Genomic DNA, 15,085 nt, shown 5'->3' on the forward strand with positions numbered 1-15,085 from the left:
GATCCGTACTGCCTGTAAAACCGGATGGAGTGCATCCCGGATAAACAGCCTACGTGTAAGCAGCTAACTCACAGCTCTGGGGAACAGACTCTCTAAGGAAGCAACCTTGAGGTTCGACTAAGGAAGATCAGAACTTGTTCCTGCTGATTACAGCTATTATATCATGGGTATGTGAATGCCTGTTGATTGTTTGATTAAACCCGGCGGAACTCCGCCGCAGCATTGAAATCTCCATTCGCTACGCTCATTCCGATTTCAATGCTGCTTTACTCAACCGAGCGTGGCAGAGGTTCATTGGGGTGCTCTTTAAACCACCCTAAAATCTATTATACGAGGAAGATTATCGAGTTCAACAACAAGAAGTATTATAATGGCAGATTGAAAGTGAAATCTGGCGATAAATCTGAAACCCCGCTGATATTCAGCGATATTCAAGACAACACGACGGATTATAAAAACACTGCTCCTGCCGAGGCGGATAAGATTGTTCAGTTTATAAAGATGAACAAAGATAAATCCGTGGGTATTATTACACCATTTACTAATCAGCGCGACTGCATACAAAAAGCGCTACATGAAGCACATCTCGATCATGTGACATGCGGAACTGTCCATGCTTTTCAGGGAGACGAAAAGGATATTATACTGTTTTCATTGGCTCTTACTGATAAAACCAATCCCAAGACTTATGACTGGTTGAAAAATAATCGTGAACTGGTTAATGTTGCCGTTTCTAGAGCGAAGGAGCAGCTGATAGTTTTATCGAGCCGTAAGGAACTTGAAAGACTTCACGAGCCAGATTCTCCAGATGATATATATGAACTTGTGAATTACGTTGCCAGTAACGGTAAGACTGAAGTTACTCCAAAAGACATCTCTTCTCGCGCTCTTGGAATAAAACCATATAGCACAGAGACAGAGGAAGCGTTTCTACAGAATTTGAATCATGCGCTTGATAATATTCTTCTTAATGAAGGAAGCTGCAGCGTCGAACACGAAGTAGCAATATCTCAGGTCTTTTCTGATAACATTTCCTCTCTCGATTTGTTCTATACTGGACGTTTTGACTTCGTTATTTACCAACGTGATTATAGTAGGAGAAAAATGCCTGTTCTTGCGATAGAGCTCGACGGCAAAGAACACATTGAAGACGAGATAGTCCGCGAACGCGACCGTAAGAAGAATCAGATTTGTCGCGATCATGGTTTCGAGCTCATTCGCGTTGAAAACTCTTATGCTCGTAGATATAACTTTATAAAGAACGTTCTTATTGACTTCTTTGGAAATAGAAGAAGATAAGTTGACGAAGATGAAATTTAATTGGATATAATCAATATAAATCAGAATTCGAATATTAGGAGGAATGATAATGTTGTCAACCAATATTTTTTCTTTAACTAATATCTATTCATTGTTTAACAATTGCTTAAAAGAAAAATATAAGGAATACATAAAGAATGAACCGATTTCTAAAGAAGAGTGGATAGAGAGAATATTAGAAGGAGTTGTCAACATCAACGATTCTAAATATTCAAATTCCAAAGAATCATTGATAAAACAGTTTAGTAATAGAACGAGTAGCGCAAGTGTTGAGTTGAGAAAAGCCTTGGTTGGTTATTTACTTGATAAGGATCATTCCTCAATTGATTGCAATAATGTGAAAAAGCTTAAGGGAAATATAGCAGGGTATTATGATGAGGTATTCTCGACAGTAGCTAACGAATATATAAAACAAAAGAAGCGAACTGATAAGAATAAAGGCGTTCAAGTCGACTATGATGAAAACATTATCATAGAAAATATTAAGACCGATGTTTTAGATTGCTTTTTTAATGATGTGTTTCGGGCTAATATTGACGCTGGAAGAGAATTGCTGGAATTTCTGAGCAATGAGAATGAGTTGGATTATTACGAAAAACTAACCTGGATCATTATTATCGGTTTTTTTGATAATAGGACAACAGAACAGATAGAAAATGAAAAGAAGAGTAAAAAAAGAAAAAAAGATAGCACTGCTTTAGAGAATGCCAGCCTATTTAGCAGAATAGTGAAACTTAGACTTCAAGACACAGTGCCAATGTATATCCAGAAGGAAAACAGCATTATTGTTTCCCTTGGTATCAATAGCTCACTTTTTGATTACGAATTTCATGAGTTTTGTCAAAAAGAGGGTTCAGAACTGTCTGATATCTTTGCTAAAGATAAATTAGATAAAAATGATCTTCTTGAGTACACTGTATTGTATTCTGAGTATATGTTTAACGAAAAAAAAATCATGGATGAAGCGGAAAAATCGGCGAAAGCCGGGATAGGGTTAGCTTACTCGGAATATATCAATATCAGTGTTAAAAACATTCTTTTTATAATGCGCCTGCATAATACCCTTATGGATGCTTTATGGAGACAAAAGAAGATAAAGGAACATACTGAACAGCTCGAAAAGGCAGATAAACTATACAAAAGTATCCCGTTTTTAAAGGAATTTTCTCCTCTTACCAAGGAGGAAATAACTATTGAACTTGAGAAGCAGTATTTCGAGCATATAGATCCATCAATCTATTATCTGAAAAAGAAGGCTCTCTATTATAGCAGAATAGGTATTATAAGTAAAGCTATGGAATTATATAGCAACGAACTACATATTCTATGGACTCAAGACGACAAATACTCATCTGTAAAAGAAGAAAAGGCTCGCTTAATAAATAACTCTGCTTCTATTTTTAGGCGGAGAAGACAATATGGACTTATGCATCAGTACTATGATTATTCATTTGATTATCGCAATGGTTCGAACAATGAGGGTATGATAGCTACTGGATATGTCGGACGTTCTATTGCATATAGAAGAATATGGGAACTGGATAAAGCTCGTGCAGATTTGCTTGTTTCGGGTAAGATAAGGGAAGATCTAGATAAAAAAGATAGATTGTGGTTGTCTTTGCTTTTGAACAATAAGCTTTACCTTGCAATAGTCGATCTTTTTGACGCAGCTCTTTCTTACGGCGATAATAATATGGAATATAAACAAAAGCTTGATAGTATTAATGAACAGGTAAAAGACATCCAACAAATGATTAACGACAAAGAAAACCATGCCAAGGACGATAACCTATATACAAAACAAGCTGCAGTATTCAGTTTGAGTTTTTACATTACCCTTCTGGAGAGCTCCAATAACTGTATAGACTATTCAAAAGCAGAAATAATGTGTGAGAAATGCTTTGAGACTATTAAGAAAAGCTATAATGAAGAATGGAAAAAGCAGGGGTTCTATTTCGATATCTATAATGAAGCAGCTAAAGCCAAAATAGCCGCTGCTTTCTGTTGCTATATGGGAAAAGAGGATGGATATGAAACCAAAGCTGCTGTGTACTTTAACGAGGCCAAAGAGTACATAGATATTCTAAAGGAAAACGATGTTTCTCATGATCCTGAAAGCTACAGCATTTCCGATCTCGAAGCTATATACCTCATTGAACATGGTCGCTTTTTGCTTGATTGCAGGAAGAATGATGATGCAAAAAAAGAATTTGAAACCGCATATGAACTCGGAGAAAAGCTATGTGTGCCAGATATCGAAACCGAAAAATACAAATACGATAATATGAAAGCTTTTAAGCCTATAAAGGATGTTGCTAAATATTATATGGAAAAATGCATCGATCCGATGACCGTTAACGAAGTTTTCGAATACACAGATAGATTTCTGTTTGAAACATATTTGGTTAATACCGCTTTATAACACTTTAAAATCCCCGTTCAGTTGTAGAACGGGGACTTTGTTTATATACACATTTGCTCAGAAAGACTTTTAATCGAAATTGTACTCCATATACGTTCTTGCTGCTATGAAAAATGTCATTAACATGAATAATTCGTTTTTGTGATTAGAAGTATTCCTTTGGGGAAGTATGTTTCTTCGAACTGAATGAGAAGGAGTCTTTGTATGACTGATGTGTAGATGCTTTCTCCTAACTTTTACAGGAATGGACTTTGACTCCTCACAGCCGACAACATTCAACGCATTTGAAAAGTGCTCGGCGTACTTATCGATATCAACACCAAGTTCCCAGACATTAGGCTCATTTACGCTATTGATGCGCCGATATATTTTTTCCATTACTTCCAAGAGTATACGTCGACCCTCGTTGTTGTATCCTTCAATATAACGACATATGTTTGAACTGTAGCATACATCTACCCAATCCAAATCGTTATCAACTACGCCTCGTCCAACGTAGAGGAGTACAAGGTGTATGTCATCAACGCAAATATTCTCTTTAATATCATCGGATAAGGCTCCCCATAGTACGAATCTTTTTCTTTCCATTGCTTCTCCTAGATTTCCAAGATATTCTGGTTCCTTATGTTCGTTCTTTCTGTATAAATAACCATTTTTCTTGATTAATATATCAGTGCAAATGTTTTTAACTTCGATTATAAAGATCCCCCTCGGAGTGATGACAAGGTCATCATATTCAGCTGAACCATTTTTGTTTGAGAGAAAAACACTGTGAAGTTTACAGTGTTCGAAATGGAACATCTGCAGTGCCTTTCTAGCCTTTTCTTCCCCGGTGTCACCAGCTTCATACCGTTTAATGCGGCTTTCAAGTTTTTTTAAATCCTCGCTTACCGTTTCTATGACCTGTGAATCATAGAGAGCCTTCTTCTCGGATTTTTGAATTATCATCTTCCGAAGATCACTTAAACAGATCTTATCTGTATATTCTTTTCCGTAAGCTTCGCGAATGAGTATATTTGCGATATCCCTTAGTTTTTCAGTAATATCACTTCTCGCATATTTCCTTCCTGGAGTAATACCTTTATCCTTGTATTTATCCATAATTGCTTGTTTGTTCATTGTTATTCCTCCCTGCTTATTCATCGTCAAATAGCCTTCTTATGACTTGATCACGTCTTATTATTCCTGCTCTCACAGGTATCGATTCCGTTCCTATGGCGTTTACAAACACATTTCTTCTGAGGCCGGTATTGTCGATGACAATTTGTATCCGCCACATTGTTCCGCATTTGTAACCTTCCTCCGTTGTAGTTTTTCCAGTAACCTCTATTCCGTATTCAGGAGGATATGACTCTGTTTTCTCAACAAATGCTGTCATATCCATAGGGATTACTGTGCCTTCAATCTCAGTAACAGTCTTATTGATTGTCTCTTTAAGGGCTTCGACGCCTTTAAATGATTCGAATATACATAGCTTTTCAATTAACATATGATTCTCCTATACCATGCTTTTATGTTATTATGAATCCTTGGATTGCTCTTGATTTGCTCGCTTTTGGATAGCATGGTAACTGAAAGCTTTAGTAGTATCATTAGTTAAATGCAGCTTGATTCGACTGTTTAGTCGATGAAGGCACAAGTAACAATTTGAACTATAGTATTTCAGATAAATTTATTTGCTATCTCATCTTATTCCTTTGAATGCTGAACTATCCCTTCTTTTAACTGTTTTACCTACATAAATGAATGCAAGCAACAAGCCCAACAAAAGGTACATCCAAATTGGTATTCTTAGTATTATCTTATGTATTAAATCAGAACGTTCGAGCGTATAGGTGTTCATATTCCGTGTTGCTATGATGGAGTTTCCATTGTCAGCAAGTCTTAATGAGACATGGCTGCTGATTTTCCTGCCGTCTTCTACAGTAAATGACATCGAATCGGCATTACGCTTGACATTAGAGACGGTATAGCTGCACATATTCTCTTCATACGACACCTTATCACCGTCTATTTTGATCTCACAAAGCAGACCTAAACAGCCTGAATCAGCTAAGTTCTTGTAGTTCTGATTCATATCGATGCTGCCGAAGCATCCATAGGTCGGTACTGTTGCTTCAACACACTCCCACTGACCGTTAAAGTTGTTTGTTCCGCAGCTTACAAAGCATACAAGTGCCATTGTGATTATCGTTATAAAAGTAATTGTTTTTTTCATGATTTTTACCCTCCTGTTTATCTGCCCTTATTATTCTTCTCATGTTTCATTTTGTTTATGTGGTCGGAAATGCTATCAAACGCATCCATTGCCTCATCAGTCATCTTCTTATTAAGAGCACTTCCAAGACGAGAGAGGATAACATAGATAGCAACAACAATTGCCACAAAGATAATAATACTCATATCCATATTCTTATACTCCTTTCGAGTAAGTATCTTTAATTATAACTTGCTTCTGTTATTGGAGGAGCCCGTGTACGAGCTCCTCCAATTTGTGAGTCTCGATTGTCAGCTTAGTGTATTGCCTTATGAAGCGATTGTTTTGTCGCTGGTATCAATAGAAATCTATGTAGTTCCCGTCAACCCAGCCATAATAATCACCGTCATCGCTGTCGTATAGCTCATACCATGTTATGCCGTAGTTGTTGAATTGCTTTACAGCGGTAACGTGCCATGTGTTGCCTAAGCTCGTCCTTACGCATCCTACAGGACCATTCTCTGTGATGTAAGCACCGGTATATCCTGCTACTGTACCGCCATGACAGTTTATCTGACCTTTGATGTTGACAGATACAGGAGAAGCATTAGTAGAAGCTGTGGGTTCATTGCCTGAAAAGGTTATGCTGTCTGAGACTGTGTTGCTGCCTGCGAAAAAGGATTCAAGCTGTTCCATACGCTCGGGGGTGCTTATAAGCTTACCACCTGATGAAACATAATCGTATGCAAAACTTTCACGGCCTAATAATGGTCCAGTCGATACTTCACCGGTGCTATCGTTCCATGTGCCTAGGAGCTCAGCCTTGTTAGAGGATTTGTGATCCAGTGCGGCTATTCGGGCAAGGCGGTCGGTTCCGTTGTATATATAGAACAAATAACCGGTATCTGCCTTGTAGCACTCAGCCTTTAAGCCGTAAGTATTCATCAGCTGCACATAGTCATCTGACATGTATTTATCAGCGGGATCATTTCCGCAAAAGCCAGCAACTCCTCTCTCCTTGTATCCACTGAGGAGTTCACACATCTGCTTATTCTGCACTGCTGTCAATATCCATTTGCCTTTGACAGTACATGCGGCACTTTTATCATCGTAGAATCGAATCATGCCAAAGGGGACACTGAAGTCAATTGATTTTATTTCTCCAGGGTATAAACTGATCGTTGAATTGCTGTCATTAATAACTATTGATCTATTATTGAGGACGAACGACAGGTTGTTGTTAGAAAAACTTTGAATGTGATGTACAGAATATCCCTGTTGTTGCGCCCATTCTACTATATCAAGTTTGGCATACTGTTCTTCTTCGGCGCGAGACATCTTACATTTATCAACTTTAACATAAGAATCGCTTTTATTAGTGATATACCATGAATCGTTTATTTCTTCACAAGGAATTACGGTGGTTTCAGTAACGATATCATTAACTAAGACATCAACAGATACCTTTGCAAAGTTCTTATCGTCGTTATAGACCGTGTCTTTCACATCGAAAGAGTAATTACGATATGCTTTGACATTAGAATCAGAGAGGATGCTGGTGATTGTATTGGATGAGATTCCCATAAAGCCGAACAAATCGGAAAATTCCATTCCCATTTTATACTGAGCTTGAATATCTGGAGTACAGCATCCAATTGCTCCGGAAACGTCACCTGACTGAATAGACTGAAAGTACGATTCAACAGTCTTTTCGGGGGTTGAAGCGGTAAGAGCATTATAACCATAGATTCCTGTGCCAAGAGTCATTACACCTGCTATTGCTGTAATGGCGCCATTTTTTCCAAAGAGCGTTAGATTGTCGAACTTTTCCTTTAATTTGGCCATAAATCCTTTTTTAACATCTTTTTTCATAATAATACCTCCATATTAATGAATTTGAGATGGTTTTGTACTGTCAAGAGATAACCGTTTGGTTTTGCAACTTAAAAGAATAACTTATTCAGAGCATTAAGCAGTTCGACACTGTAATGATGCGAACATAACCGCTCATATTACCCTATTAGTTGCATAAGTGGACAATATTGAACATATATTTACCTAATTAGGTATAAGGAGTGAAAGCTGATACATTTGTATCACTTGCCGGCTGCTTCCTTTTCCTTGACTATATGATAACTCAAAAAAATCAAATTGGCAAGAAGGAAATGCCTTAAAATAGGCGTTTGGGGCGTTTTTTTGAGAGAAAGGGATAAACGTAAGTAAGAATCTAATTCTTTGAGAGAAACGTTAGCTCAATCGGGTAAAAATAAAAAGACAACTAGTATTGTTTTTATAGTTCATAATAAAAAAAGAATACTTCTCTCGGTTTGAGAGAAGTATTCCATTAGTAGAGAAATAATAATTATTCTGTATTGTTTTATAGTATGTTGATTTGTTAAAAGTAAAATTAAAAAACAATTTTCCTTCCGTTCTTGATCTCATAAACGAGCTCTCGTTGAAAAGAATCAAAGAAGTCAGTTTTGGCTGAAAGCAGCAAATCATCAAACAGGCTGGGGTGATCTATATTTTCAGAAATATATCTCCAGACACGTAATGAGCCATTAAAGTATACAAGGTCTTTATTGTTTGAAAGCTCGCCGGTTCCTCTGAAGGCACGTTGAACGGAGTTGTAACATGTTTCTTCGGATGTCCCTGAGCTCAATCCCTGTAAGCGTTTTTGTATTTCAAATACTGTCCTGAAATCATATTTCATTAGATGAGCCAGACCTATACTTATATAATGGATAACTCCGGATTTTTGAAATTTACCAGAAATACCTTGTTCCATTATTTTGGCTATCCCTTCCTCAGTTTCTTCATATCCTGGGAAGCCAAAGGAGAAAGCTTTCAGCCCAGTATCTTTGAAGGGCATAGCTCTTAGAACATGGACACCAAGCTCATGAACTATTATTGTTTTAAGCTTTTCAGGAGTATAAGTCTTGTCGGCGGGAAATCTTATTCTACATTCATCGTGATTAACAGCAGCGTTTAGTCTGTTTGTTTCGGTAATAGCTTTCCAATCGCCCATATAGTCATGAAGTTCTTCTGCTAATATTGTATTTATTATATTTGCACACTCTTCGGTTGTATACTCATCTTGCGAAGGAATGTGCTTAAGAAAGGGATCATAGAATAGATTAACCATTTCCGAAAATCTTTTAAGTATTTCTTCAGATGGATAGAACGCAATCTTTTCGTTAACATGAAGAGGCAAATCGGATAATAACTCTTCAAGTATTTTGAATTCTTCCTTTTCTTCTGATGAGAGTTCTTTCGAGCGTATTTCTTCGAGTTTTTCGTGAATGAGACAGAGCAAAACGTGTTTGTCAGGCTCGCCAAAAAGGCTGATATTAGCCCTCCTTTGTTCTTCAGCAACATAAACCCTTTTATTAGTATCAGAATGATTATATTTGTAACAAGCCGCAACAAATTCGTTTTGTTTTTGATAATAGTCTAATAGAACGTCAGCAGTTAGTTTATTGTATGAGCTTAAACTCTGATATTCATTTAATCCTCGAATTTCGTTCAAAGATGATAAATTGTCATTAACCTTCAAAATATCGAGTTTACCATATTGAAATGGAGGCTTTGTCATGTCAGAAGACTTCAAAAAAGCGTCTTTGGCATGGGGAGAAGTGTTTTCTAGCATATCAATTACGTCGATTTCTGCATTGTTAATCAGCTCTGAAACCATTACTACTCTTCTCCTTGACTTGATAATTAATAGGTTATTGAATCTATGAGGCTCAGAATAATAATCGCAACCTATGTAATTATTATAACTCATTAACTAAAAAAAAGCAATACAATTATTGATTAATGTTTTAGGCTGCTAGCGGAGGTACTAAACATAATATCACCCGCACATCATTGTTTAATTGTTGTTGATACATACAAAACCCAATGATATTCGTTGTGTATTCTGCTGATTTAAGTCCTTTATTTGTTGATTTTTATTATATTGTATTGAAATCAGAATGATATTGTGGTAAAATTTAACATATAATATAGTTACCATAAAGGTAAAATAAATAATGATAAAGGGAGAGATACTATGACAGCATATACATGTAAAATGTGTGGCGCTTCACTAAAAATCTCCGAAGGAAAAACTATTTGTAAATGTGATTATTGCGGTACCGAACAAACTTTGCCGCACTATATTGATGATCACCGGGCAAATCTGTATGAACGTGCAAACCATTTTCGCCGTAATAACGAATTCGATAAAGCAACGGAAATATATGAGAAGATTCTAAATGGTGATACAACTGATTCAGAAGCATACTGGTCTCTTGTTCTTTGTCGTTATGGAATAGAATATGTTGACGATCCAGTAGCAGGGAAACGTGTACCTACAGTAAATCGCGCTCAGTTTACTTCAATATTTGATGATGATAACTATAAATCCGCGCTAAAGTATGCAGACTTGGATCAGCGAAAACTATATGAAGCTGAAGCAAATGCCATAAATGAGATCCAAAAGGGTATTCTCGCTATTTCACAGAAAGAAAAACCATTTGATGTGTTTATCTGCTATAAGGAAACGGATAGCAATGGCAGACGAACACAGGATTCTGTGCTTGCAAATGACTTGTACCATCAGCTTACACAGGAAGGGTTCAAGGTATTCTTCGCACGAATAACTCTGGAAGACAAACTCGGAACAGCTTATGAACCCTACATATTCGCAGCATTGAATTCAGCTAAAGTTATGGTGGTCCTTGGCACGCGACCTGAATACTTCAATGCCGTTTGGGTTAAGAATGAATGGAGTCGTTATTTATCTATTGTAAGACAAAGCAATGGAAAGAAAATCCTTATACCAGCTTATCGTGATATGGATCCATATAATCTCCCTGAAGAATTCTCGCATCTCCAGGCGCAGGATATGTCTAAACTTGGCTTCATGCAGGATTTGATTAGAGGTATCAGAAAAATAGTTAAAGCTGATGAACCGAAACCGACTCCAAGGGAGGCAATTTCAGGGGCAAGTGTTAATGTCTCCGCACTTATCAGACGAGCTTTTCTGTTCCTTGAAGATGGGAGCTGGAATGAAGCTGACACCTATTGTGAGAAGGTGCTTGATCAAGATCCTGAAAACGCATACGCATATTTAGGAAAAATGATGGTAGAGATGCAGATCCGTAAAAAAACAGATCTTGCTGATTGTGAAAAGCCATTTGATGATAATAATTATTATCTTAAAGCAATCCGTTTTGGTGACGAGGCAATAGTATCCGAGCTGCACGGATATATTAAACATATTAACGAACGTAACGAATATAATAGGCAGATGGCTATATATAAGAAGGCTATCACATCTATGAAAGAAGCCAAGGACCCAGTCAAATATAGAGCCGCTGCAGAGATTTTCAAAAGCATACCAGGATTCAAAGATTCGGATGTACTTGCAAAGCAGTGCCTGGAAAAGGCTGAAACATGCCGCAAGAATGGTATTTATGAACACGCCGTATTTAGAATGAAAGAAAACAGTATCGCAGGCTATGAAACGGCTATCAAAACATTCAGCGCTATTCCTGGCTGGAAGGATTCTGACAAACTAATAAAAATATGCCAGGATAGAATAAATACCATAAAAGTTAAACAAAAAGAAAATCGAAAAAGCACTTCTAAGATACTCACGATTACATTTGTATCACTGATAATCCTTACGGTTTTTTCATGTTTGGGCTGTTGTGTATTTGGACTAATAATTGAAAAACAGTCGTATGATGATGCAAAAAAATATTATAAAGCGGGCAATTACAATGAAGCAATCACTGAATTCGCAAGTATTTCGAGTTATAAAGACAGCGAAAGCTTGCTAATCGAATGTATTGCGAAAGTACGGGAAGAATTACCGAAAAACTCAGTTGCGGATGGTGAAAAACATGTAGTTGCATTACAATCAGATGGTACTGTTGTTGCATTTGGAAATAATGATGATGGACAATGCGATGTATCAGACTGGAAAGATATTATTGCAGTTTCTGCTGGCCAGAAGCATACAGTTGGATTAATGTCAGATGGTACTGTGGTCGCAGTAGGCTGCAATGACGATGGAGAATGCAACGTATCAGACTGGAAAAATGTCATAGCAGTTTCTGCTGGCCAGAAGCATACAGTTGGACTAATGTCAGATGGTACAGTGGTCGCAGTAGGATGCAATGACAATGGAGAATGTAACGTATCAGACTGGAATAATATCATTGCAGTTTCTGCTGGACAAAACCATACAATAGGACTAAAGTCTGATGGAACTGCAGTTGCCATTGGAAAGAATGATGACAAGCAATGCAATGTATCAGATTGGACAAACATTATTGCAATATCAGCGGGAAATAATCATTCAGTTGGGTTGGAATCTAAGGGTACAGTTGTTGCTGCCGGCAAGAATGATGATTATCAGTGCAATACATCAGATTGGAAGGGTATTATTTCAATATCCGCAGGAGGCAATACAACAATCGGGTTAAAAGCAGACGGAACTGTAGAAGTGAAAGGCAAGAATGATCAAAGAAAATTCGATATCTCCGACTGGACAAACATAAAAGAGGTAGTATTAGGAGAAAATCACATCATCGGATTAAAATCAAATGGCTCGATTGTTGCAGTTGGTAACGATAGGGATTCATCCTTAGAACTTGAAAAACTACAGACATTAACTGGTATTAAGACAAAGAAATAGAGAAGTATTCACGCTTTATAGTCTTCAAGTAAAAATGGCATGTGTTAACGCCAATCGTAAAGTGGCACCTTTCCGAGGTGCCACTTTTACATTTTATGTAAAAATTAACTATTGCATAACTAATATACTTCCTGTACTGTTTATTAAATATTCAACCACTAAAGGTGGTTGTTCTTTTGTCGTGCTAGAGCAATATAAAGACAAAGGTACGCTTCGCTTAAGTACTCTTTAGCTAGTATTTCTTAAAACAGTGCCTTTAAGCAAAGGCTTTGTTAGTTAATTGATAGAATTGTTGTTTGTATCACTTCGCAACAAAAAATATTGAAATTCGACAAAAAATATGATATAATATACTAAAATGTGTAGGAGGTGTGTTTGTGACGATTCGTGAAGCCTTGGAAATATGTGATAAATTCAGAAAGAGCAATGGTAATTATGATGAAGATGATTTCTTTGTATATACTGAAGCATTAAAATACCTTATTGATGAAACTACGGATCCTGAGTATATGTTTGAACTCGGAGGTGCATATTACTACGAAAAAGAGTATGAGCTTGCTCTCAAGTACTATGAAATGACTGTTGAATATGATAAGGATAATACCGCTGCATTGGGCGGACTTGGATATATTTGGTATTATGGACGTACTGGAACTGTTGATTATAAGAAAGCATTTGAGTATTATTCCAGTGCGGCAAAAGCCGGTTGCGATATTTCAAGATATAAAGTCGCAGATATGTATCGGTACGGACAATATGTCAATCAGGATTTTGAAAAATTTAAAGAGATAATTGAATCGCTATACAACTACTACCACTGGACAGATATGGTTGACGACCCGCTTCCTGAAATATGCATTCGCCTTGCAGCTGTACGCGAAAAGGAAGGCAAGACTCAAGAGGCTGTTTCGTTATTGCTTGAAGGAAAAAGTATGCTTAGTTCAAGAATCGGATTTGATCACTTCTTTGGCAATTTTGCAATTATGGAAAATATGGTCAGTGATCTGTATCGATTAACTGAATTTGATAGAACTAATTTTGATTTATATGACCTGTATTACCTGATGAAAGAACCTGCTAAAATAAGATTCAGTTATAATGAAAGAGAATACATAGTAGAATCGGTTCTTGAGGATGACGGCACAATATCAATTTGTTTTGACGGGAAATGGTATCATACATTAACTGATGCATTAATGGCAACTCAAGGTGATGATGGGAATTATGTAACACTTGACGCTTGGAAAATGAAAGATTTCGAGGTGATAGAATAATGGAGATAGTACATATAGCGGCTGGAGATTATCCGAAATACGAATCGTTACTATTACAGCGTGATCAGTTGAAAAAAGAAGCGTTACAGTATCGCCGTGCTTATATCAGAGAGTTCGGTGAGCTGATAAATCAAGTGTTCGAGAAGAAGATAGCTTGTATAGCACTTAAAAAATCGATATCGTTTTGTCAGCTTGCAAAGAATCAAGGCAGAAAGCCTGATATTAAAGCAATGAACGAGTATGTTGCTCAAGAGATGACAGAGTATCGCAATCAGCTCAGCGATATGGTCAAAGAGTTTAACAGTACCCAAAACGATTCAACAATTTCTCCAATTGATGCAAAAGAAATAAAAGCTATTTACCGTAAGATAGCACGTCAACTCCACCCTGATATGAGTCCAGTGATTCAGGAGCATCCAGAACTTGCAGAGTTATGGGAACAGGCTTCAATAGCTTACAAGTGCAATGATCTAAAAACGCTGAGAGAGACTGATTTCCTTGTTCAGCAGGCACTTTCGCAGCTAGGAGTCAGTGAAGCTCCGATTGTTGTTCCGGATATTGCCGAGAAGATAGCTGCACTTGAACAGGAAATACAAAAAATAATTACAACCGAGCCATATTCATACAAGTTGATCCTCGATGATAAGGACGAAATGGCAGATAGAAGAACTGCTTATGAAACCGAATTGCTGCAATACACCGAATACGAAAAACAACTTCAACAGCAGCTGGATTTACTCACACAGTAAGGAGGTCTACAATGAACGAACTTGCAGAGATAAAAAAGAACGAACTGGCAGTCGCATCCGAAAACGGTCAGATAGGTGAATTACTCAAGCCGCTTATCCGCGAGATACACCTCTTCGATTCGTATATCGCAGGAACTACACATCTGAAAGACCAGACCGTGCTTGATGCGATAACGATTGGTGACAAGCTGACACTCCAGCGTGAAGACAATAAATTTGACAGCAATGCCATACTAATCCTTGCGCCTGACGGCCGCAAGGTTGGATATGTTCCAGAAAAGGACAACCTTATTTTCGCACGTCTCATGGATGCAGGTAAAATGCTCTCTGCTCAGATCAAAAACATCGACATCAAGGGATCTTTCCGTAAGATAAGCATTGGTATATTCCTTGTGGATTTCTGATGAGGTCCATTAAAGCAGTAGTATAATT

The 15,085-nt window shown here is 37.3% G+C and carries 12 protein-coding genes; 6 read left to right on the top strand and 6 right to left on the bottom strand.

The genetic code is table 11. The features are described 5' to 3' along the window. Positions 1 to 258: 258 nt before the first annotated feature. Positions 259 to 1,299 (top strand): AAA domain-containing protein, encoded by a 1,041-nt coding sequence (locus BMX22_RS14115; protein WP_081349236.1) that lies wholly within the window; start codon positions 259 to 261, stop codon positions 1,297 to 1,299. A 70-nt stretch (positions 1,300 to 1,369) separates the two neighbouring features. Continuing rightward, on the top strand, positions 1,370 to 3,742 hold the full coding sequence (locus tag BMX22_RS14120) for a hypothetical protein (protein ID WP_074743114.1): 2,373 nt from the start codon (positions 1,370 to 1,372) through the stop codon (positions 3,740 to 3,742). Positions 3,743 to 3,811: 69 nt separating this feature from the next. On the opposite strand, the gene BMX22_RS14125 is transcribed toward BMX22_RS14120, so the two are convergent. The 6 genes from BMX22_RS14125 to BMX22_RS14145 all read right to left on the bottom strand — a co-directional run bounded on the left by BMX22_RS14125 (position 3,812) and on the right by BMX22_RS14145 (position 9,633). Further along, the gene (locus BMX22_RS14125; RefSeq protein ID WP_074743116.1) at positions 3,812 to 4,861 is read right to left on the bottom strand and encodes a nuclease-related domain-containing protein; all 1,050 of its coding nucleotides are present in this window, start codon (positions 4,859 to 4,861) and stop codon (positions 3,812 to 3,814) included. Between the two features lie 16 nt (positions 4,862 to 4,877). Further along, positions 4,878 to 5,231, bottom strand: a complete 354-nt coding sequence (locus tag BMX22_RS14130; RefSeq protein ID WP_074743118.1) for a hypothetical protein — start codon at positions 5,229 to 5,231, stop codon at positions 4,878 to 4,880. Between the two features lie 195 nt (positions 5,232 to 5,426). Then, positions 5,427 to 5,960, bottom strand: coding sequence for a hypothetical protein (locus BMX22_RS14135; protein WP_074743120.1), 534 nt, complete (start codon positions 5,958 to 5,960; stop codon positions 5,427 to 5,429). 17 nt (positions 5,961 to 5,977) lie between these two features. Next, on the bottom strand, positions 5,978 to 6,145 hold the full coding sequence (locus tag BMX22_RS16590; RefSeq protein WP_177173039.1) for a hypothetical protein: 168 nt from the start codon (positions 6,143 to 6,145) through the stop codon (positions 5,978 to 5,980). Between the two features lie 151 nt (positions 6,146 to 6,296). Next, entirely contained in the window at positions 6,297 to 7,811 is a 1,515-nt protein-coding gene (locus BMX22_RS14140) for a DUF4878 domain-containing protein (protein WP_074743122.1), read from the bottom strand. A gap of 535 nt (positions 7,812 to 8,346) precedes the next feature. Then, on the bottom strand, positions 8,347 to 9,633 hold the full coding sequence (locus BMX22_RS14145) for a tyrosine/phenylalanine carboxypeptidase domain-containing protein (protein WP_074743124.1): 1,287 nt from the start codon (positions 9,631 to 9,633) through the stop codon (positions 8,347 to 8,349). A gap of 360 nt (positions 9,634 to 9,993) precedes the next feature. On the opposite strand from BMX22_RS14145, the gene BMX22_RS15955 reads away from it, so the two are divergent. The 4 genes from BMX22_RS15955 to BMX22_RS14170 all read left to right on the top strand — a co-directional run bounded on the left by BMX22_RS15955 (position 9,994) and on the right by BMX22_RS14170 (position 15,057). Further along, positions 9,994 to 12,630 carry a TIR domain-containing protein gene (locus tag BMX22_RS15955; RefSeq protein WP_081349232.1) on the top strand — a complete coding sequence of 879 codons (2,637 nt, stop codon included), beginning with the start codon at positions 9,994 to 9,996 and terminating at the stop codon, positions 12,628 to 12,630. 377 nt (positions 12,631 to 13,007) lie between these two features. Then, positions 13,008 to 13,904: a tetratricopeptide repeat protein gene (locus BMX22_RS14160; protein WP_074743126.1), complete on the top strand. Its 897-nt coding sequence runs from the start codon at positions 13,008 to 13,010 to the stop codon at positions 13,902 to 13,904. Beyond that, on the top strand, positions 13,904 to 14,653 hold the full coding sequence (locus tag BMX22_RS14165; protein WP_074743128.1) for a hypothetical protein: 750 nt from the start codon (positions 13,904 to 13,906) through the stop codon (positions 14,651 to 14,653). Before BMX22_RS14160 ends, BMX22_RS14165 begins: the two co-directional genes overlap by 1 nt. 11 nt (positions 14,654 to 14,664) lie before the next feature. Then, positions 14,665 to 15,057, top strand: coding sequence for an HIRAN domain-containing protein (locus BMX22_RS14170; RefSeq protein WP_074743130.1), 393 nt, complete (start codon positions 14,665 to 14,667; stop codon positions 15,055 to 15,057). Positions 15,058 to 15,085 lie beyond the last annotated feature (28 nt).

The sequence above is a fragment of the Ruminococcus sp. YRD2003 genome (assembly GCA_900109435.1).
GTDB classification, from domain to species: Bacteria; Bacillota; Clostridia; order Oscillospirales; family Ruminococcaceae; genus Ruminococcus; species Ruminococcus flavefaciens_G.